The sequence below is a fragment of the Marinobacter sp. L-13 genome, from assembly GCF_056857715.1.
In genome coordinates this window covers 135,182-155,905 of sequence record NZ_JBSXNQ010000065.1, presented here as the reverse complement: position 1 = coordinate 155,905, position 20,724 = coordinate 135,182, and the positions used below count along the sequence as shown (strand labels likewise).

The 20,724-nt window shown below is 57.4% G+C and carries 16 protein-coding genes; 15 read left to right on the top strand and 1 reads right to left on the bottom strand.

Features of this window, described 5'->3' with window-relative positions; all coding sequences use genetic code 11:
- Positions 1 to 159 precede the first annotated feature (159 nt).
- The 13 genes from sdhC (at position 160) to rluB (ending at position 15,257) form a co-directional block, all read left to right on the top strand.
- Entirely contained in the window at positions 160 to 534 is a 375-nt protein-coding gene (gene sdhC / locus AC13DD_RS18305) for a succinate dehydrogenase, cytochrome b556 subunit (protein WP_008174377.1), read from the top strand.
- Positions 528 to 872, top strand: a complete 345-nt coding sequence (sdhD, locus tag AC13DD_RS18300) for a succinate dehydrogenase, hydrophobic membrane anchor protein (RefSeq protein ID WP_008174380.1) — start codon at positions 528 to 530, stop codon at positions 870 to 872. The genes sdhC and sdhD overlap by 7 nt, the downstream gene beginning before the upstream one ends.
- Positions 873 to 875: 3 nt before the next feature.
- Positions 876 to 2,648: a succinate dehydrogenase flavoprotein subunit gene (sdhA, locus tag AC13DD_RS18295; protein WP_008174382.1), complete on the top strand. Its 1,773-nt coding sequence runs from the start codon at positions 876 to 878 to the stop codon at positions 2,646 to 2,648.
- A gap of 14 nt (positions 2,649 to 2,662) precedes the next feature.
- Entirely contained in the window at positions 2,663 to 3,367 is a 705-nt protein-coding gene (locus tag AC13DD_RS18290) for a succinate dehydrogenase iron-sulfur subunit (protein WP_008174383.1), read from the top strand.
- Between the two features lie 312 nt (positions 3,368 to 3,679).
- Positions 3,680 to 6,517 (top strand): 2-oxoglutarate dehydrogenase E1 component, encoded by a 2,838-nt coding sequence (locus AC13DD_RS18285; protein ID WP_008174385.1) that lies wholly within the window; start codon positions 3,680 to 3,682, stop codon positions 6,515 to 6,517.
- Between the two features lie 25 nt (positions 6,518 to 6,542).
- Positions 6,543 to 7,772 (top strand): 2-oxoglutarate dehydrogenase complex dihydrolipoyllysine-residue succinyltransferase, encoded by a 1,230-nt coding sequence (odhB, locus tag AC13DD_RS18280; RefSeq protein ID WP_014576927.1) that lies wholly within the window; start codon positions 6,543 to 6,545, stop codon positions 7,770 to 7,772.
- A 35-nt stretch (positions 7,773 to 7,807) separates the two neighbouring features.
- Positions 7,808 to 9,250, top strand: coding sequence for a dihydrolipoyl dehydrogenase (gene lpdA, locus AC13DD_RS18275; protein WP_008174390.1), 1,443 nt, complete (start codon positions 7,808 to 7,810; stop codon positions 9,248 to 9,250).
- A gap of 36 nt (positions 9,251 to 9,286) precedes the next feature.
- Positions 9,287 to 10,453 (top strand): ADP-forming succinate--CoA ligase subunit beta, encoded by a 1,167-nt coding sequence (gene sucC, locus AC13DD_RS18270; protein WP_008174392.1) that lies wholly within the window; start codon positions 9,287 to 9,289, stop codon positions 10,451 to 10,453.
- Positions 10,453 to 11,325, top strand: a complete 873-nt coding sequence (gene sucD / locus AC13DD_RS18265; RefSeq protein WP_008174394.1) for a succinate--CoA ligase subunit alpha — start codon at positions 10,453 to 10,455, stop codon at positions 11,323 to 11,325. Before sucC ends, sucD begins: the two co-directional genes overlap by 1 nt.
- A 120-nt stretch (positions 11,326 to 11,445) precedes the next feature.
- Complete coding sequence (locus tag AC13DD_RS18260) at positions 11,446 to 12,660, top strand: tryptophan--tRNA ligase (protein ID WP_075267709.1); 1,215 nt, start codon at positions 11,446 to 11,448, stop codon at positions 12,658 to 12,660.
- 59 nt (positions 12,661 to 12,719) lie between these two features.
- Positions 12,720 to 13,553, top strand: a complete 834-nt coding sequence (locus tag AC13DD_RS18255; RefSeq protein ID WP_092032874.1) for a segregation and condensation protein A — start codon at positions 12,720 to 12,722, stop codon at positions 13,551 to 13,553.
- A 42-nt stretch (positions 13,554 to 13,595) separates the two neighbouring features.
- Positions 13,596 to 14,234: an SMC-Scp complex subunit ScpB gene (scpB, locus tag AC13DD_RS18250; RefSeq protein ID WP_008174401.1), complete on the top strand. Its 639-nt coding sequence runs from the start codon at positions 13,596 to 13,598 to the stop codon at positions 14,232 to 14,234.
- A 39-nt stretch (positions 14,235 to 14,273) separates the two neighbouring features.
- Positions 14,274 to 15,257, top strand: coding sequence for a 23S rRNA pseudouridine(2605) synthase RluB (rluB, locus tag AC13DD_RS18245; RefSeq protein ID WP_008174404.1), 984 nt, complete (start codon positions 14,274 to 14,276; stop codon positions 15,255 to 15,257).
- Positions 15,258 to 15,260: 3 nt separating this feature from the next.
- Here rluB and AC13DD_RS18240 read toward each other — a convergent pair whose 3' ends face one another.
- Complete coding sequence (locus AC13DD_RS18240; RefSeq protein WP_092032880.1) at positions 15,261 to 16,187, bottom strand: GGDEF domain-containing protein; 927 nt, start codon at positions 16,185 to 16,187, stop codon at positions 15,261 to 15,263.
- 284 nt (positions 16,188 to 16,471) lie between these two features.
- On the opposite strand from AC13DD_RS18240, the gene AC13DD_RS18235 reads away from it, so the two are divergent.
- Both AC13DD_RS18235 and smc read left to right on the top strand, forming a co-directional pair.
- On the top strand, positions 16,472 to 17,155 hold the full coding sequence (locus AC13DD_RS18235) for a GntR family transcriptional regulator (RefSeq protein ID WP_092032883.1): 684 nt from the start codon (positions 16,472 to 16,474) through the stop codon (positions 17,153 to 17,155).
- 1 nt (position 17,156) lies between these two features.
- The gene (smc, locus tag AC13DD_RS18230) at positions 17,157 to 20,651 is read left to right on the top strand and encodes a chromosome segregation protein SMC (protein ID WP_482931562.1); all 3,495 of its coding nucleotides are present in this window, start codon (positions 17,157 to 17,159) and stop codon (positions 20,649 to 20,651) included.
- Positions 20,652 to 20,724: the final 73 nt, after the last annotated feature.

Here is a 20,724-nt window from a genome sequence, read left to right as displayed (position 1 = left end):
CCTTTTCCCGCTGCCTGTAAATAGCGGGTTGCCGGTGAGGTTTCCTCCCTTCTGAGCCAATCGTGTGCCGGTTTCGTATCTGCACGCCGATCCTTACATACCAACCATCCGCATCCGGTTTTCCGGTCCCGCGGAACCAAGAGAGAGTGTGAGAGCGCTGTGAATAGCAAACGACCAGTAAATCTCGATCTCGGCAAGTTTCATTTTCCGCTGCCAGCCATTACGTCCATATTGCACCGTATCAGCGGCATCATCATTTTTGTTGGTGTTGCGTTCATGCTTTACGGACTTCAGCTTTCCCTGTCCGGGGAAGAGGGCTTCAGTCGCGTCAATGAACTGCTGGACAGCTTCCTTGCCAAGCTGATTATCTGGGGCATCTTGTCTGCTCTGTTGTACCACCTGGTTGCGGGTATCAAGCACCTGTTCATGGATGTGGGCATTGGTGAAGAGCTCGAGAGCGGCCGCCTCGCCTCGAAGATCACGGTTGTGGTTTCCGTCATTCTCATCGTTCTGGCAGGAGTCTGGGTATGGTAAATAGCGTCACGAACCTGGGTCGCAGTGGTGTCTTCGACTGGCTGATCCAGAGGGTAACTGCCTACGTACTTGCTTTGTATACAATTTTCCTGCTCGGTTATATGTTGACGACCGATGTTAACTACGACACCTGGAACGCGTTGTTTGACCAGACCTGGTTTCGCATCTTTACCCTGATGGCATTGCTGTCAATTGGCGCTCACGCCTGGGTAGGGCTCTGGACAGTGACCACGGACTACATCAAGGCCATGGGTCCCAGGTTTATCGTGCAGGCAGCTTGTGGGCTGACCATGTTCGTATATGTGGTTTGGGGCATTCAGATTCTTTGGGGGCTTTAATCGATGGCTAATATCAAGACCATGTCTTTTGACGCGATTGTTATCGGTGGTGGCGGGTCCGGCATGCGTGCCGCGCTTCAGCTGACCGAATCCGGCGTCAATACCGCGTGTATCACCAAGGTTTTCCCCACGCGGTCTCATACGGTCTCTGCGCAGGGCGGTATTACCTGTGCTATTGCCAGTGCTGATCCGAACGACGACTGGCGCTGGCACATGTATGACACGGTAAAAGGCTCGGACTACATTGCCGACCAGGATGCCGTCGAGTACATGTGTTCTGTAGGCCCTCAGGCGGTGTTCGAGCTTGAGCACATGGGTCTTCCTTTCTCCCGTACCGAGCAGGGTCGTATCTATCAGCGTCCTTTCGGTGGCCAGTCCAAGGGCCCGGATAACCCGACTCAGGCAGCTCGTACCTGTGCAGCTGCCGACCGTACCGGTCACGCGCTTCTGCATACCCTGTATCAGGCCAACATCAAGGGCGGCACAACGTTCCTGAACGAGTGGTACGCGGTTGATCTCGTCAAGAACAGCAAGGACGAAGTCGTTGGTGTGGTCGCCATCGAAGTCGAGACCGGCGAAGTTGCTTACATCAAGTCCAAGGCAACCGTTCTGGCTACCGGTGGCGCGGGTCGTATCTACGCCTCCACAACAAACGCCCTGATCAATACGGGCGATGGTATCGGCATGGCGCTGCGCGCCGGTTTCCCGATGCAGGACATGGAAATGTGGCAGTTCCATCCGACCGGCATCTACGGTGCTGGCACGCTGGTAACCGAAGGTTGCCGGGGCGAGGGTGGCTATCTGATCAACGCCGAGGGCGAGCGTTTCATGGAGCGCTATGCGCCGAACGCGAAAGACCTGGCAGGCCGGGACGTTGTTGCCCGCGCCATGGTTATCGAGATCCTGGAAGGTCGTGGCTGTGGTCCCGACAAGGATCACGTGCTGCTGAAGCTTGATCATCTGGGCGAAGAAACCCTGAACCTGCGTTTGCCGGGCATCTGTGAGCTGTCCCGCACCTTTGCGCACGTTGATCCCGTGAAAGAGCCGATCCCGGTTGTTCCGACCTGTCACTACATGATGGGCGGTATTCCGACCAACGTTGGTGGCCAGGCGCTGACCCAGGACGAAAATGGCAAGGACAAGCCGATCCCCGGGCTGTTCGCCTGTGGTGAAGCAGCCTGTGTATCGGTACACGGTGCCAACCGTCTGGGTGGTAACTCTCTGCTGGATCTGGTGGTCTTCGGTCGCGCAGCGGGTCTGCACATCGAGGAGCAGCTTCGTGGCGGCTTTGAAGTGGACGGTGCCAGCGAAGACGACATCAAACGCGCGATGGCGCGGCTTGACCGCCTGAACAACGCCTCCGAAGGCGAGAGTGTTGCGGAAGTTCGGAAAGATCTCCAGAACTGTATGCAGCTGTACTTCGGTGTATTCCGTGACGGCAAGAGCATGGAAGAGGGGCTCAAGAAGTTGGAAGCCATTGGTGAGCGCGTTCGCAACACCAAGCTGGCTGATACCAGCAACGCCTTTAACACTGCTCGTATCGAGGCGCTCGAACTGGACAACCTTTATGAGGTTGCCCTGTCCACAGCGATTTCCGCGTTCGAGCGTAAGGAAAGCCGTGGTGCCCACGCCAGGAACGATTTCACCGAGCGTGATGACGAGAACTGGCTCAAGCACTCCATGTACTTCCCGCTGGAAAAGCGTGTGGGCAAGCGTGATGTGAACTTTGCACCGAAGACGGTGGACAAGTTCGAGCCGAAGGTCCGGACTTACTAAGGGGGATTCCGAAAATGTTAGTAAGCCTTTATCGTTATAACCCGGAGACCGACAACGCGCCTTATATGCAGGACGTGGATGTCGAAATTCCGGAAGGCAAGGATCTTATGGTTCTTGACGTGCTGAACCTGGTCAAGGAGCGGGATCCTTCAATGGCCTATCGCCGTTCCTGTCGGGAGGGCGTTTGTGGCTCCGACGGCATGAACATGAACGGCAAGAACGGGCTGGCCTGTATCACGCCTGTTTCCCAGGTGGTGAAGGGCGATAAGCTGGTTCTGCGCCCGCTGCCGGGCCTGCCGGTCATTCGTGATCTGGTTGTAGATATGAGTCTTTTCTATAAGCAGTACGAAAAGGTCATGCCGTACCTGATTAACGACAAGCCTGCGCCTGCGATCGAGCGGCTGCAGTCTCCGGAAGACCGCCAGAAGCTGGACGGCCTGTACGAGTGTATTCTCTGTGCCTGCTGCTCCACGTCCTGCCCGTCGTTCTGGTGGAACCCTGACAAGTTTATCGGTCCTGCCGGCCTGCTTCAGGCCTACCGTTTCCTGGCTGACAGCCGGGATACAGCCCAGGAAGAGCGACTTGCCAACCTTGATGACCCGTTCAGCGTATTCCGTTGCAGGGGCATCATGAACTGTGTAAGTGTCTGCCCGAAAGGCCTGAACCCCACAAGGGCTATCGGCCACATTCGGAATCTTCTGCTGCAAAGGGCTACTTAAGCAGCAGGATTTGCGACAGACGCTATACTGTTCTGATCAGGTTAGTACCCGGAAGGCCTCGCAAGTTTGCGGGGCCTTCAACCAAAGGCTTATAGTCAAAGGTCTTACCCGGGTGCACACTACGCAAGCCGTGGCGGGAACTTATAAAGTTTTCTCCCTGTTTTGCTGAGTATAAAAACCACCGGGGAATGGAAAACATCCATGTCGGGTGTGGTGGCCAAAGTCGATCCCGTAAAAACCCGTATTGACTGAGAAATACCCCTGGCCGACCATATCGGGCTCCCCGCACCAGCCCAAGGTGAGCTATTCAAGATGCACGAAAGCATAATGGAGCAGTTATGGCAGACTTCCCACCTCCAGGGTGGAAATCTCGCCTATGTTGAACAGCTTTTTGAAACCTACCTGACAGACCCCAACGCCGTTCCCGAAGAGTGGCGCAGCTATTTCGACAAGCTTCCCAGTGTCGATGGCTACAAGGGCCGTGACATTGTCCACTCTTCCATCCGCGAACAGTTTGAACACATTTCCCGCAATCAGCGCTTTCTTGCCAGCGGCGGCGTTCCCGCAAGCGCCACGTCTGATGCGGACAAAAAGCAGATTCGTGTTCTCCAGCTGATTAACGCCTATCGCTTCCGCGGTCATCAGGAAGCGAAGCTGGACCCGCTCGGTGTATGGCAGCGTCCCCGGGTCGAAGACCTCGATCCCGAATTTCATGAGCTATCCGACTCTGACAGGGATCTCGAATTCCAGACCGGCTCCCTGAACCTTGGCTCCGAGACCATGAAGCTCGGAGACATTGTCGATGGCCTGCGCCAGACCTATTGCGAAAGCATCGGTGCCGAATACATGCACGTGGTGGATACTCGCATCAAGCGTTGGTTCCAGCAGCGCATGGAGCCGGTTCGTTCACGCCCGGCATACGAAGATAACACCCGTAAGCATATCCTTGAGCGCCTGACGGCCGCCGAAGGCCTCGAGAAGTACCTGGGGTCCCGCTACCCCGGCGTAAAGCGGTTCGGCCTTGAGGGTGGCGAGAGTCTGATCCCATGTCTTGACGAGCTGATTCAGCGTGCCGGCTCCTATGGTGCCAAGGAAATCGTCCTGGGTATGGCTCACCGTGGCCGCCTCAACGTTCTGGTAAACACCCTGGGCAAAAATCCGCGTGAGCTTTTCGACGAATTCGAGGGCAAGAAGCTCGCAGATTCTGGCTCCGGTGATGTGAAGTACCATCAGGGCTTCTCATCCAACGTGATGACGCCGGGTGGCGAAGTTCACCTGGCAATGGCGTTTAACCCGTCACACCTTGAAATCGTTTCTCCGGTTGTTGAGGGCTCTGTCCGGGCTCGTCAAACCCGCCGTAACGACAATGAGGGCACCAAGGTCGTTCCGATTATCATGCACGGCGACGCAGCATTTGCCGGCCAGGGCGTGGTGATGGAAACCTTCCAGATGTCCCAGACCCGCGGCTTCGGCGTTGGTGGCACCATTCATATCGTGATCAACAACCAGGTTGGTTTTACCACCAGCAAGCAGGAAGATGCGCGATCCACGGAATACTGTACCGACGTTGCCAAGATGATCCAGGCGCCGATTCTGCATGTGAATGCGGATGACCCTGAAGCGGTCATGTTCGTGACACAGATGGCGATGGATTATCGCAACGAATTCAAGAACGACGTGGTGATCGATCTGGTCTGCTATCGTCGTCGTGGTCACAACGAAGCGGACGAGCCGGCAGCAACCCAGCCGGTCATGTACGAGAAAATCCGCAAGCTGAAGACCACCCGCAACCTGTACGTGGATCAATTGGTGGAAGCCGGTGTTATCACCGAGGAAGAAGCCAAGCAGATGGAGAACGACTACCGTGACGCCCTGGATAATGGCGAGCACGTGGTCAAATCCCTGGTCAAAGAGCCCAACAAAGAGCTCTACGTTGACTGGACTCCTTACCTCGGCCACGAGTGGACAGCCAAGTGCAAGTCCAGCGTTGCGCTGAAGACGATCCAGAAGCTGGGCAAGAAACTGACCTCGGTCCCTGAAGGTTTCAGTATCCAGCGTCAGGTCTCCAAGATTGTTTCCGACCGCGAAAAAATGACCGCCGGCGCCCTGCCTATCAACTGGGGCTACGGTGAAGTCATGGCGTATGCGACGCTGTTGGACGAGGGTCACCCAATCCGCCTTACGGGGCAGGATATTGGCCGTGGCACGTTCTCTCACCGCCATGCCGTCCTTCACAACCAGAAAGATGGCTCGACCCATATTGCTCTGGCGGAATTGTCGGAAGATCAGCCCAAGTTCGAAATCTACGACTCGCTGCTGTCGGAAGAAGCCGTAATGGCTTTCGAGTACGGCTACGCCACTACCGCGCCTGATGGCCTTGTGGTCTGGGAAGCGCAGTTCGGCGATTTTGCCAATGGTGCTCAGGTTGTAATCGATCAGTTCCTGACCAGCGGTGAGCACAAGTGGGGACGCCTTTGTGGTCTGACCCTTTTGCTGCCCCATGGTTACGAAGGGCAGGGGCCGGAGCACAGTTCGGCGCGCCTTGAGCGTTTCCTGCAACTGAGTGCAGAGCATAATATCCAGGTTTGCGTGCCCACCACGCCTTCCCAGGTATTCCATATGCTGCGGCGCCAGGTAAAACGCCCGTTGCGCAAGCCGTTGGTAGCCATTACGCCCAAGAGCCTGCTGCGGCACAAGGAAGCGACGTCTGATCTTGATGATCTGACCAGCGGTACTTTCAAGACGGTGCTGCCCGAGAAAGAACCGTCCGATCCGAAGAAGGTCACCCGTCTGATCCTGTGCTCAGGCAAGGTGTATTTCGATCTGCTTGAAAAGAAGAAGTCGGACGAGCGTGATGACGTGGCCATTGTCCGGATCGAACAGCTGTATCCTTTCCCCGGAGACGATCTTGACGAGCTCTTGAGCGAGTACTCCAAGCTCAAGCACGTCGTCTGGTGTCAGGAAGAGCCGATGAACCAGGGTGCCTGGTACTGCAGCCAGCATCACATGCGTAATGCGCTGCACCGCCTGAACCCCAAGCTGTACCTTCAGTATGCCGGTCGTGACGCTTCGGCTGCTCCTGCCTGTGGCCATATGTCGGTCCACATTGAAGAGCAGAAGAAACTGGTTAACGACGCGTTTGAAATTTGACGAGCTACCGAACTAAGGATCTGTAATGTCAACTGAGATTAAAGCCCCCGTTTTCCCGGAGTCGGTCGCGGAAGGTACTGTCGCGACCTGGCACAAACAGCCGGGTGAAGCCTGCTCCCGTGACGAGCTGATTGTCGATATCGAGACCGACAAGGTTGTTCTTGAGGTCGTTGCGCCTGCTGACGGCGTGATTGAGGAAATCATCAAGAACGAAGGCGATACCGTTGAAAGTGGTGAGGTAGTCGGCAAGTTCAAGGAAGGCGCCAAGGGCGAATCCAAGCCTGCCGAGGGTAAGAAAGAAGAAAGCAAGGAAGAGGCTCCGAAGGAAGAAGCCAAGAGTGAGGCATCTTCCGGCGAAGCCATCCTGAGCCCGGCGGCCCGAAAGCTGGCTGAGGAAAATAACGTCGATCCGAACAGCATCAAGGGTACCGGTAAAGATGGCCGCGTAACCAAGGAAGACGTTCAGAACCACGTAGACAGCGCCAAGTCCTCCGGCGGTGCTGCCGCACCCCAGCCTGCGGCTGGTATGCCGGAAGTCAACGTCAGCCAGGGCGAACGTCCCGAGAAGCGCGTACCGATGACCCGCCTGCGTGCGAGCATCGCCAAGCGTCTGGTTAATGCCCAGCAGAGCGCAGCCATGCTGACCACCTTTAACGAGGTGAACATGGGCCCGATCATGGAGATGCGCAAGCAGTACCAGGACAGCTTTGTGAAGCGTCACGGTATCAAGCTTGGCTTCATGTCGTTCTTTACCAAGGCTGCCACCGAAGCCCTGAAGCGCTTCCCGGCGGTGAACGCGTCCATCGATGGTAACGACATGGTGTATCACGGTTACCAGGACATCGGCGTGGCGGTTTCCACCGATCGCGGCCTGGTGGTTCCTGTTCTGCGTGATTCCGACGCCATGGGTCTGGCCGACATCGAGAAGAAGATCGTCGAGTACGGCACCAAGGCGAAAGAAGGCAAACTGGCCATTGAAGACATGACCGGCGGTACCTTCACAATTACCAACGGCGGTATCTTCGGTTCGCTGATTTCCACACCGATCCTGAACCCGCCGCAGACAGCCATCCTGGGCATGCACAAGATCCAGGAGCGTCCGATGGCCGTGAACGGCAAGGTGGAAATTCAGCCGATGATGTACCTGGCGCTTTCTTACGACCACAGAATGATTGATGGTAAGGAAGCGGTGCAGTTCCTCGTTGCCATCAAGGAAATGCTTGAAGACCCGGCACGTATTCTGCTGGACGTCTGAGCCGACATTTAACGAATCGGAAACGGGATAAAAGTATGTCTGATAAGTACGACGTCATTGTCATTGGTGCAGGCCCCGGGGGCTACGTAGCTGCCATCAAAGCGGCACAGCTGGGTCTCAAGACCGCGTGTGTCGAGTCCTGGACTTCAGAAGACGGTAAGGCACAGGTGCTCGGTGGCACCTGCCTGAACGTTGGTTGCATCCCCTCCAAGGCGCTGCTGGAGATTTCCCACAAGTTTGAGGAATCCAGCCACGATTTCGAGATGCAGGGCATCATCGCCAAGGATGTCAAAATGGACATCGGCAAGATGATGGAGCGCAAGAGCGGCATCGTTAAGCAGCTGACCGGCGGTATCGCAGGCTTGTTCAAGTCCAACGGCGTGACTTCCATCCATGGCCACGGCAAATTGCTGGCCAACCGTAAGGTGGAAGTAACCGACAAGGACGGCAAGTCGAAGACCTACGAAGCCGAAAACATCATTCTGGCCACCGGTTCCAAGCCGATCCAGATTCCGCCCGCACCCTTCGACGGCGAATACATCGTGGATTCCGAGGGTGCCCTCGAGTTCACCGAGGTGCCGAAGCGCCTGGGTGTGATTGGTGCCGGCGTTATCGGCCTGGAACTCGGCAGTGTCTGGGCCCGCCTGGGCGCGGAAGTCACCGTTCTGGAAGCCCAGGACACCTTCCTGCCGGCCGTTGACCAGCAGGTAGCAAAAGATGCCCTGAAACAGTTCCAGAAGCAGGGACTGAACATCGTCATGGGTGCGCGTATGACTGGCGCGGAAGTAAAGCGCAAGCTGGTGAACGTGAACTACGAGGATTCCAAGGGCAAGCACGAAGCCAAGTTCGACAAGCTGATCGTGGCTGTTGGTCGTCGACCCTACACCGACAACCTGTTGTCGGAAGATTCCGGCGTCCAGATGGATGAGCGCGGCTTCATCTTTGTTGATGACAACTGTAAAACCGAAGCCCCGGGTGTCTGGGCGATCGGTGACGTGGTTCGTGGACCCATGCTGGCCCACAAGGCGTCTGAAGAAGGCATCATGGTTGCGGAGCGTATTGCCGGGCACAAGCCTCAGGTGAACTACGACTGCATCCCGAACGTTGTCTACACCTTCCCGGAAGTTGCCTGGGTTGGCAAAACCGAAGAGCAGATGAAGGCAGAAGGTGAAGAGTACAACGTAGGTACCTTCCCGTTTGCGGCCAACGGTCGTGCAATGGCTGCAAACTCGGCGTCCGGTCTGGTCAAGATCATTGCTGACGCAAAAACTGACCGCATTGTCGGTTTCCATGTAGTTGGTCCCCAGGCCTCTGAAATCGTTGCCCAGGGCGTAATCGCCATGGAATTCGGTTCCAGCGCCGAAGATCTGGCCCTGACCTGTTTTGCACATCCGACTCTGTCCGAGTCCGTGCATGAAGCAGCTCTGGCCGTCGGTGGTGGCGCGATCCACATCGCCAACCGCCGCAAGAAGAAGTAACGCAAACCAGGAATTTTTTAATTCGGGACATTAACTATGAATTTGCATGAATATCAGGGCAAACAGCTTTTCGCTGAATATGGCCTGCCAGTATCCAAGGGCATTGCCTGTGATACTCCGAAGGAAGCTGTAGACGCAGCTGGTGAAATCGGCGGTGATGCATGGGTTGTGAAAGCCCAGGTTCACGCAGGTGGCCGTGGTAAGGCTGGCGGTGTAAAGCTGGTCAAGAGCAAAGAAGAGATCCGTGAGTTTGCCGAGAAGTGGCTGGGCCAGAACCTGGTAACCTACCAGACAGATGAAAACGGCCAGCCGGTGAGCAAGATCCTGGTTGAATCCCTCACCGACATCGACCAGGAGCTTTACCTGGGCGCGGTTGTTGACCGTGGCACTCGCCGCATCGTGTTCATGGCCTCCACCGAAGGTGGTGTTGAGATCGAGAAGGTTGCCGAAGAAACGCCCGAGAAGATCCTGAAAGCCGAAATCGACCCGCTGGTTGGCGCTCAGCCGTACCAGGGCCGCGAGCTCGCGTTCAAACTGGGCCTGGAAGGCAAGCAGATCGGTCAGTTCACCAAGATCTTCGTTGGTCTGGCCAAGCTGTTCGAAGAGTGCGATCTGGCACTGGTAGAAATCAACCCGCTGGTTATTACCCCGGCTGGTGATCTGCACTGCCTGGACGCCAAAGTCGGCGTCGACGGCAACGCACTGTACCGCCAGAAAAAGATCCACGAGATGCACGATCCCTCCCAGGAAGATTCCCGGGAAGCGGAAGCGGCCAAGTGGGAGCTCAACTACGTGGCCCTGGAAGGCAACATCGGCTGCATGGTCAACGGTGCCGGCCTGGCCATGGGTACCATGGACATCATCAAGCTGTCCGGCGGCCAGCCTGCCAACTTCCTGGACGTTGGCGGCGGTGCAACCAAGGAGCGTGTTTCCGAGGCATTCAAGATCATCCTGTCTGACTCGAATGTGAAGGCGGTTCTGGTCAACATCTTCGGTGGTATCGTTCGCTGCGACATGATTGCAGAGGGCATCATCGGTGCCGTGAAGGAAGTCGGCGTCAAGGTTCCTGTTGTGGTTCGCCTTGAAGGCAACAACGCGGAGAAGGGTACTCAGGTACTCGCCGAGAGCGGTCTGAACATCATTGCCGCTACCAGTCTGTCGAATGCGGCAGAGCAAGTTGTTAAAGCCGCAGGGGGTAAATAATGAGCATCCTGATTAACAAAGACACCAAGGTTATCTGTCAGGGCTTTACCGGCGCACAGGGCACCTTCCACTCAGAGCAGGCGATCGCCTACGGCACCAAGATGGTTGGTGGCGTCAGCCCCGGCAAGGGCGGTACCGAGCATCTGGGTCTGCCGGTGTTCAACACCGTGCGTGACGCCGTTGAAGCAACCGGCGCTGAAGCGACCGTTATCTACGTACCTGCGCCGTTCTGTAAGGACGCCATCATCGAAGCGGCGGATGCCGGCATTCAGCTGATCGTATGTATCACTGAAGGTATCCCGACTATCGATATGCTGTACGCCAAAGAATACGTGGATCGCAAAGGCGTTCGCATGATTGGTCCGAACTGCCCGGGTGTTATCACTCCGGACGAGTGCAAGATCGGCATTATGCCTGGCCACATCCACAAGAAGGGCAAGGTTGGCATCGTCTCCCGTTCAGGCACCCTGACTTACGAAGCGGTCAAGCAGACCACTGACTTCGGCTACGGTCAGTCCACCTGTATCGGTATCGGTGGTGACCCGATCCCGGGCTCCAACTTCATCGACATTCTGGCCCTGCTCGAGAAAGATCCCGAGACAGAAGCCATTGTGATGATTGGCGAGATCGGCGGTACCGCCGAGGAAGAAGCTGCGGCCTACATCAAGCAGAACGTCTCCAAGCCGGTGGTTTCCTACATCGCTGGTGTTACTGCGCCTCCGGGCAAGCGCATGGGCCATGCGGGCGCCATCATCTCCGGTGGCAAGGGTACAGCAGACGATAAGTTTGCCGCCCTGGAAGACGCTGGTGTTCGCACCGTACGCAGTCTGGCCGAGATCGGTCAGGCCCTGAAGGAAGTCACTGGCTGGTAAGCTGGCCTTCTTTCAGTAAAAACCCCCGTTTCTGCCCTGCAGAGCGGGGGTTTTTTATTTATAATGGCGGGTCGCCTGAACTATGATGGCGGTTCCAATACCAAATAAGGAGTTCGTGCTTTGAGTTCTGTAGATTCCCAGCAAAGGGTTTTGTCCGGCATGCGTCCGACCGGCAAGCTTCACCTTGGCCACTACCACGGTGTGCTGAAAAACTGGGTTAAACTCCAGCATGAATTCGAATGTTTTTTCTTTGTGGCGGACTGGCACGCACTCACCACCAACTACGATGACCCCTCCGGCATTGAACAAAGCGTCTGGGATATGGTCATCGATTGGCTGGCGGCCGGCGTGAACCCGGGCTCGTCCACGATGTTTATCCAGTCTCAGGTGCCCGAGCACGCCGAACTGCATCTGCTGCTCTCGATGATCACGCCACTCGGGTGGCTGGAACGCGTGCCGACGTTCAAGGATCAGCAGGAGAAGCTGCGGGAGAAGGATCTGGCGACTTACGGGTTCCTGGGTTACCCGCTGCTTCAGAGTGCAGATATTCTGGTTTACCGGGCAGGAAAAGTGCCCGTTGGTGCAGATCAGGTTTCCCACGTTGAAATCACCCGGGAAATCGCGCGCCGGTTCAACCACATCTATGGTCGTGAGCCAGGCTTTGAAGAGCAGGCGGAAGGTGCCATCGTGAAGATGGGCAAGAAAAACGCCAAGCTCTATCGCAATCTCAAGAGGCGTTACCAGGAAGAGGGCGACATGGACGCTCTGGAAACGGCCCGTGCTCTGTTGAAAGAACAACAGAATATCTCCCTGGGCGATCGTGAGCGTCTTTACGGTTACATTGAAGGTGGCGGTAAGGTGATTTTGCCGGAGCCCCAACCGCTGCTGACGCCGGAATCCAAGTTGCCGGGGCTGGATGGGCAGAAAATGTCCAAGTCCTACAACAACTATATCGGTCTGCGGGAAGAGCCGGACAGCGTAGCCCAGAAGGTTCGCACCATGCAGACCGACCCCCAACGGGTCCGGCGCACCGATGCGGGTGAGCCCGAAAAGTGCCCGGTGTGGGGAATGCACAAGATCTATTCCGATGCTGACACTCAGGAGTGGGTGCAGACCGGTTGTCGCAGTGCCGGCATCGGTTGCCTGGATTGCAAGAAGCCGTTGATTGACGCGATTGTCGAGGAGCAGCGTCCGCTCCACGAACGCGCGCGGGAGTATGAGGGCAATCCGGATCTGGTTCATTCCATTCTCCAGGAAGGTCGCGAACACGCCCGTGACGCCGCCCGCGACACCCTGGAGGAAGTCCGGGCCGCCATGGGGCTTCATTACCGCTGAATCCGCAGGAGTCGGTGCCACGAGCATACAGCCAGTGCGCCGACCCGGAGTGAAAGGTTATGACTGAAGAATCCACCGATCAGGCCACGCCCGAAGCCGAGGACGCTGCACCGGAGCAGTCGCCCCTGGCGCGGGTGTCCGGCAAGCCGGTGGTGGATCTTCCCAAGGATTTGTACATTCCGCCGGACGCCCTTGCGGTCTTCCTTGAGGCGTTCGAAGGGCCGCTGGATCTTCTGCTGTATCTCATCCGTCGCCAGAACATGAACATTCTGGACATCGACGTTAGCGAAATTACCCGGCAATACATGGATTACATCGGTGCCGTGGAGGCCATGCGGTTCGAGCTGGCTGCGGAATACCTGGTGATGGCCGCCACATTGGCGGAGATCAAATCGAGGATGCTGTTGCCTCGACAGGAAAGCGACGATGAGGAAGAGGTTGATCCCCGGGCCGAACTGATTCGCCGGCTTCAGCAATACGAACGGTTCAAGCAGGCTGCCGAGGACATTGATGAATTACCGCGCCTGGAACGCGATACCTTTGCCGCCTCCGCCGCGCTGCCGAAGATGCCCTCCAGTCAGCCCCATCCGGATGTAGACTTGCGGGAAATGCTGCTGGCTCTGCAAGGCGTGCTTCAGCGGGCAGACCTGTTTACCAGTCACCATGTTGAACGGGAAAGGCTTTCGACCCGGGAGCGCATGTCCGCAATCCTGTCGGTGCTTCAGGACGATCATTTTGTGACATTCGAAAGCCTGTTTACGATTGAAGAGGGCCGGCTCGGCGTCGTGGTGACCTTCCTGGCCACGCTTGAGCTGGTCAAAGAGCAGCTGATCGAGGTTGTTCAGGCCGAGGTTCTGGGCCCGATTCATGTTCGAGCCAGGGCAGCCAGCTAGGGCCTCCCAACGTTCAAAGCACGGAAATACGGATCAGACACCATGAACGAAGAACACCTGCTGAGAATACAGGCGATCGCCGAAGCTGCCCTGCTGGCTGCGGGCAAACCCTTGTCTCTCGACCAGCTCCGGGACCTGTTCAGTGAAGAGGAGCGCCCCGCACGCCAGGTAATGGAACATGTCATGGTACTTCTGGAAGCGGCCTGCGAAGGGCGCGGTTTTGAATTGAAGAAGGTTGCCAGCGGCTACCGTATTCAGGTGCGCGAGGAATTCGCGCCCTGGGTCGGGCGTTTGTTTGAGGAAAAGCCCCAGCGCTATTCCCGGGCGTTGCTTGAAACCCTGGCCTTGATCGCCTACCGGCAGCCCATCACCCGGGGTGAAATCGAGGATATTCGGGGTGTTACGGTAAGCAGCAATATCATTCGCACCCTGCTTGAGCGAGAGTGGGTTCGCGTCGTTGGGCATCGGGATGTTCCCGGCCGTCCGGCCATGTATGCGACTACGAAACAGTTTCTGGACTACTTTAACCTCACGGGCCTGGATCAGATGCCGCCCCTGAATGAAGTCCGCGATCTTGAAGAGATCGGCCGGGAAATTGAAAAGAACATGCAGGCGGAGATCGAGTTCGAATCAACGACTGCCGAGAACGACGACGAATCTTCGAGCCAGACACTTCACTGACGCCATTCGGGTGTCAGTCAGATACTAAGGATTGATTTCATGGCGGCAGAACGCCCCAACAAACCAGCCAGACCAGCCAAGGACAACGCGAGCCAGGGTGGGCCAGAGCGTATTCAGAAATTGCTTGCCCGCGCGGGCATCGGTTCGCGCCGGGAAATTGAAGGCTGGATGGAAGCCGGCCGCCTGCTGGTCAACGGGCAACCTGTGGCGCCCGGGCAAAAAGCGACTGTTGAGGATCGCTTCGAACTCGACGGCAAGCGACTTGAAGTGTCCGGTGCGGCGGAAGTGATGCGCCGGGTACTGATCTACAACAAGCCCGAGGGTGAGGTTACCACTCGAAAGGATCCTGAGGGGCGGCCGACGGTGTTTGATCGTTTGCCACGTCTCAAGGAGCACCGGTGGATTTCCATCGGACGGCTGGATATCAATACCACGGGACTGGTGCTCTTCACCACAGACGGCGAGTTGGCGAATCGCCTGATGCACCCGTCCAACCAGATTGATCGGGAATACGCGGTACGGATCTTCGGGGAAGTGGACGATGCGATGATCGAGCGCCTGCTTCAGGGCGTTCTCCTTGAAGATGGCATGGCCAAGTTCACCGATATCTCTCCGGCCGGCGGTAGCGGTATAAATCGCTGGTTCCACGTGACCTTGCTGGAAGGGCGCAATCGGGAAGTGCGTCGTCTTTGGGAATCCCAGGGTGTTCGCGTCAGTCGGCTGAAGCGCGTGCGCTACGGGCCGATCTTCCTGCCGAGCAGGCTGACCGTAGGAAAATGGGAAGAGCTGGATCAGCGGGCAGTAGACACCCTGAGTCGCACGGTTGGTCTCGAAGCGGTTGAAATTCCGCAGAAAACACCAAATGAGAAAGCGGCCCACGACCGCCAGAGGCGGAAAAGCCCTGGCCGGTCCGGTAAGAAAACCCCCGGCAACAAATGGGCTGTCAGCGACACCAAACCTGCCAAACCAGCCGGGCGTGCTCCCCGGCCAGAGAGAGCCCGAAGCAAGACGCCCCGGGGCTGATCGTTACGAAATGGTGGCAAACACCCGGGTGCAGTTACGGCCCTGGTGTTTGGCACGATAGAGTGCCTCGTCCGCCCTTGCCAGCCAGGCCTGGGGCGCCTCCTTGGGCAGGAAAGTGGCAACGCCACAACTCGTTGTGACCCTCAGTTCCTTCTCTCCGCCATCAACCCGGATAGCGGCGATCGCCTCGCGAACGCGCTCTGCAACATCCCTGGCATCCTGCTCCGAGGTATGCGGGAGCAGGATAGCAAACTCCTCGCCGCCAAAGCGGTAGACTGAATCCGAGGTTCGGATCGACTTTTCGATCTCGCATGCGGCCAATTGCAGAAGATGGTCTCCAACCACATGGCCGTGAGTGTCGTTCACCGTCTTGAAGTGGTCCAGATCGCAGAGGACGAGCGAGTAGGGCTCGCCATGGCGCTCTGATAACAGGCTGGAGCGTTGCAGAGCGTCGTCCAGGGCGCGTTTGTTGGGTATGCCGGTCAGGGAATCTGTCAGAGATGCCTGCTCAATGGCCACGTACTGGCAGGCGTTGCGAATCGGGCAGATCGCCGCACTCAGAACCATTTCGACGCCTTCCAGCTCCTGTTCCGAGAACCTCTGCCGACGTTGCAGTACCAGGGTCCCATAATTGACACCTTCGAGACTCAGCCGGTACTCGCAGCGGTGTGGGCCCCCCATGCCTGTGGCATAGACGAAATCCTGTTTCCCGATCCGGTGCCGGTAGTTGAGCGCACTGAATGGAACAATAGCGACCAGCTCTTCGGCCAGGATCGCCAGCTGCTGTTCCAGCGACAGGGTGGTGGACAGCCGGCGCGTCAGCCTGGTGAGTACATCCGGCGTATTGTTCCAGTCCTGGTGTGCCTGACGCAGCGCGGCCAGTTTCTGGGGCTGGGAAGGAGACTGATGGATCGACGGTATGTTTTTCACTACGGTTCACTCTGTCGCAGAAGTTTACAGTGCTTTGCGTATGCAAAGCAGAAACCGTGCCCAGTCATTAAAATTGAACAAAAACAGCGAGTAACGAGGCTAAAATCACTTGGTTTCTGATTTTTCGGCTGTCGTTCCTGATTTGCCGTCAAAAAACCGGCAGTGATTTGCCGCGATGTTCCCGGGCTGTGCAAAATGTCAGACAAGGGGTGGGGCTATAGATTCCCTGTGGTAAACTTCTGCGTTTGAAATCGTGCCGTCTTCAGGAATGAGTGACCAACTTTATGAGGTTTCAGGCCCCGGAAAGTCTGTCTGAACAAATTGCCCAGCATCTGGGTCAACGAATCATCACGCGAGATCTCAAGCCCGGCGAACGCATTCAGGAATTGAAGGTGTCGGGAGAACTGAATGTCAGCCGTGGCTCCGTTCGGGAAGCACTGCTCATTCTGGAACGCCGTCATCTGATCGAGATTTTCCCCCGGCGGGGTGCGGTGGTGTCCAGCCTGACGCCAGAAAGCGTCAACAGCCTCTACGACATCTATATCGACCTCCTCTGCATGCTTGGGCGCAAGGTACTTGAGCGATGGTCTGGCAGGGAGCTCGGCGGTGTCATGGGCCAGGTCCGTGAATTACAGGCAGTCATTGATGCCCTTAACGCCACCAGTGCCGACGCCGCCGAGCAGGTTATTGATGCGGGTTTCGGGGTTATGCGTTACGCCTACGGCCTGGTCGAAAACCCGTTTCTGGAAGAAACCCTCGAGAATTTCAGACCGGCCATCAGCCGCACCTATTTTGTGGCGCTGGAACACTTCCGGGAAGAAATCGGTGAAACTGCTACCTTCTTTCGGCAACTGGCGGATGCCGCCGTCAACGACGACACTGATCGGCTGCAAGCCGTTATCCAGGCCTTTGGGGAGCACCAGCGGCAGCAGGTGTTGACGATCCTCCGGCAGGAAGCGAGCGCCTGATATGCGTCTGAAGTCCATCAAACTGTCCGGCTTCAAATCGTTCGTAGATCCCACCACGGTTCCGTTCCCCTCCAACATGACGGCCGTGGTCGGCCCCAATGGGTGCGGCAAGTCAAACATCATCGATGCGGTGCGTTGGGTCATGGGCGAGAGCTCCGCCAAGTACCTGCGCGGCGAATCCATGACAGACGTTATTTTCAATGGTTCCAGTGCAAGAAAGCCTGTGGGACAGGCCTCTATCGAACTGGTGTTTGATAACAGCGATGGTTCCGCGCCCGGTGAATTCGTGAAATTCAACGAAATCTCCGTTCGCCGCCGCGTTTCCCGGGAAGGGCAGTCCGAATATTTCCTGAATGGCTCCAAGTGCCGGCGTCGCGACATTACAGACCTGTTCCTCGGCACCGGTCTCGGCCCGCGGAGCTATGCCATCATTGAACAGGGCATGATTTCCCGGCTGATTGAGGCCAAACCGGAAGAGCTTCGGATCTATATTGAAGAAGCGGCCGGCATTTCAAAATACAAGGAGCGGCGCCGGGAAACGGAGAACCGTATCCGCCGGACCCAGGAAAACCTGGAGCGTCTGACCGATTTGAGGGAAGAGCTGGGCCGCCAACTGCAACACCTGGAGCGTCAGGCAGCCGCAGCCGAGAAGTACAAGGCCTACAAGCAGGAAGAGCGCCAGAAAAAAGCCGAACTGACGGTGCTGCGCTGGCAATCCCTCGACAATGACTTGCAAGCCTGGCGAGGCAAGATCCGGGATACCGAGCTCGAGCTTGAGAAATACCTCACCGAGCGGGTCAGCCTGGAGACCTCCCTGGAATCCCTGCGCGACAATCACCAGGAACGGACCGAGCATTTCAACCGGGCACAGGCACGCTATTACGAAGCCGGGGCCGATATCGCCCGTATTGAGCAGAGCCTCGAACACCAGCGTGAACGCAGCCGGCAAATGGCGGCGGAGCTGGACCAGGCCATGGCGAACCAGAGAGAACTGGCCCGCGAGCTGGAGCAGGATGAGGACAAGCTTGCGGGAATCCAGGAAGAACTCGACATGATGGAGCCGGAGCAGGAAGCGCTGGCAATTCGCTCCGAGGAGTCTGGTGAGAAGTTGCAGCAGGCCGAAGACGCAATGAGTGACTGGCAGCACCAGTGGGAAGACTTCAGTGCCCGTTCATCGGACGCGCGGCGCCAGGCAGAGCTGGCCCAGTCCAGAATCCGCTCGCTTGAGGATGCCATTGAGCAACTGCTGGCCCGCCAACGCAAGCTTCAGGACGAACAGGAATTGCTGGAAGGTCAGATGGACCGCGCCGAGCTCGAAGAGCTGCTGGAACAGCAGGAAACGCTGGAGCTGAAGCGCGAAGAGGCGGCCGAACGGATTGCTTCAGTTCAGGACGAGCTCTACGAAGCCCGGCAGCAACAGCGTGATGCCGAGCAGGCGCTCTCTGAAGAACGCCAACGGGTGCAGAGCCTTCGTGCGTCCCTGGAGTCCCAGCAATCCCTTCTGGATGAGCAGATGGGGGCCGGGGATGATGTTCTGCAATCCTGGCTGTCACAGAACGCCCTCAGCGATATGCCCCGGGTGGCCAGCCAGCTTCAGATTACCGATGGCTGGGAGTTTGCTGTCGAACAGGTTATCGGGCGTTTTACCCAGGGTCTCTGCCTTCCCGATATTGATCAGCTCTCATCCGCCATGAAAGAAGCGCCAAAGGGCTTGGCGCTGGTGGAGGCAGAAGCCACAGATGGCAGTGAGCGTTCCGGGTTGGCGGCCAAGGTATCCGGCGTGCCGGGAATCGCCTCGCTGCTTCGCGGCATTGATACCGTGGAAACCGTCTCTGACGCCATGGGTATGCGATCGGGGCTTCGGGACGGTCAAAGCCTGATGACACCCCAGGGCGTCTGGATATCCCGGGAGTGGGTCCTGATGCCGGACTCTGACGCCGGCCAGGTCGGGGTGATTGAGCGGCAGAAGAAGGTGACCGAACTGACCGCGCAACTGGCCGAGGCGGAGGAGTCGCTGGAGGCGGCTACCGAACGGCTGGAAGAGCTCCAGGAACGGGCAGAGCGTTCGGAAGCAGCCCGGGATGAGGCCCAGACCCGTCTGAGCGAGGCAGATCGTGAACTGAGCACCCTGGCGTCCAGGGTCAGCGGCCTACGAGCACGTGCCGAGCAGATTGATGCCCGTCTGCAGCGAATCCGGGACGATATCCAGGACGTGTCCGAAAACCTCGAGGGCCAGAAAGAGAGTCTTCAGGATGCCCGGGAAGACTGGCAACTGGCGCTGGCTTCCACCGAAGACAGCGATGAAGAGAAAGAGCGGTTGCTTGAGCAGCGCGATACCTTGCGCGAAAGCCTGGATCGGCTTCGCCAGGAGGCCCGGCACGACCGCGACCACGCGCATCAGCTGCAGCTCCAGCTGCAGACCCTGCACAGTCAACGTGACGGCCTCAGGCAGACGATTGATCGGATGCAGTTGCAGAAGGAGCGTATCGACGAGCGCCTGGAGATTCTGAGGGAGTCCCGGGAAAGCGCCGAAGAGCCCATCGAAGACCTGCAGATGCAGCTCGAAGGGCTGCTGGACCGGCGATTGGCGGAAGAGGAAAAGCTGGGCGCTGCTCGCGACGCGCTGGAAGAGATTGATCGGGAAGTGCGGGAAAAGGAACAGGGCAGAAGCGGAACCGATCATCGCATTCAGGAAGTCCGGTCCCGACTCGAAAAACTGAAAATGGAGTCCCAGGCCCTGGAAATCCGTTCCGGGAACCATGTCGATCAGCTCAAGGAGCTGGACGTAAAACTTCAGGATATCCTCGCCCAGTTGCCCGAGGGTGCGAATGAAAAAGACTGGGCAGACGAACTGGAGCGAATCGGCAACCGAATTCAGCGCCTGGGCGCGATTAACCTGGCGGCCATCGAGGAATATCAGGTTCAGAGTGAGCGCAAGACCTACCTGGATTCCCAGCATGAAGACCTGATGGAAGCCCTGGAAACACTGGACAACGCCATACGGAAGATTGACCGGGAAACCCGGCAACGCTTCAAGGAAACCTTTGACCAGGTGAACGGCGGTCTGCAGGCGCTGTTCCCGAAGGTTTTCGGAGGCGGTAACGCCTATCTGGAGCTAACCGGCGAGGATCTTCTTGAAACCGGCGTTGCGATCATGGCCAGGCCGCCCGGCAAGAAGAACAGCACCATCCACCTGTTGTCAGGTGGTGAAAAGGCCCTCACGGCTATCGCCCTGGTTTTTTCGATTTTCCAGCTGAACCCGGCACCCTTCTGTATGCTGGATGAGGTAGATGCGCCGCTGGATGATGCCAACGTGGGTCGCTATGCCAACATGGTCAAGGAAATGTCGAAACAGGTTCAGTTCATCTACATTACCCACAACAAGATTGCCATGGAGATGGCGGATCAGTTGATGGGGGTAACCATGCATGAACCGGGTTGCTCGCGCCTGGTGTCGGTGGACGTGGACGAGGCTGCGGCGCTGGCGGAGGCTTGAGGCTGGTCAGAAATCGGGCAACCATGACAAAAACGCCATCTGGCCCGGGTGTGCGTTGTATTCATTACGGGCT

Coding starts and splice junctions, on each gene's coding strand:
- sdhD (WP_008174380.1), top strand. CDS start 528: ATGGTAAATAGCGTCACGAACCTGGGTCGCAGTGGTGTCTTCGACTGG.
- sdhA (WP_008174382.1), top strand. CDS start 876: ATGGCTAATATCAAGACCATGTCTTTTGACGCGATTGTTATCGGTGGT.
- AC13DD_RS18290 (WP_008174383.1), top strand. CDS start 2,663: ATGTTAGTAAGCCTTTATCGTTATAACCCGGAGACCGACAACGCGCCT.
- AC13DD_RS18285 (WP_008174385.1), top strand. CDS start 3,680: ATGCACGAAAGCATAATGGAGCAGTTATGGCAGACTTCCCACCTCCAG.
- odhB (WP_014576927.1), top strand. CDS start 6,543: ATGTCAACTGAGATTAAAGCCCCCGTTTTCCCGGAGTCGGTCGCGGAA.
- lpdA (WP_008174390.1), top strand. CDS start 7,808: ATGTCTGATAAGTACGACGTCATTGTCATTGGTGCAGGCCCCGGGGGC.
- sucC (WP_008174392.1), top strand. CDS start 9,287: ATGAATTTGCATGAATATCAGGGCAAACAGCTTTTCGCTGAATATGGC.
- sucD (WP_008174394.1), top strand. CDS start 10,453: ATGAGCATCCTGATTAACAAAGACACCAAGGTTATCTGTCAGGGCTTT.
- AC13DD_RS18255 (WP_092032874.1), top strand. CDS start 12,720: ATGACTGAAGAATCCACCGATCAGGCCACGCCCGAAGCCGAGGACGCT.
- scpB (WP_008174401.1), top strand. CDS start 13,596: ATGAACGAAGAACACCTGCTGAGAATACAGGCGATCGCCGAAGCTGCC.
- rluB (WP_008174404.1), top strand. CDS start 14,274: ATGGCGGCAGAACGCCCCAACAAACCAGCCAGACCAGCCAAGGACAAC.
- AC13DD_RS18235 (WP_092032883.1), top strand. CDS start 16,472: ATGAGGTTTCAGGCCCCGGAAAGTCTGTCTGAACAAATTGCCCAGCAT.
- smc (WP_482931562.1), top strand. CDS start 17,157: ATGCGTCTGAAGTCCATCAAACTGTCCGGCTTCAAATCGTTCGTAGAT.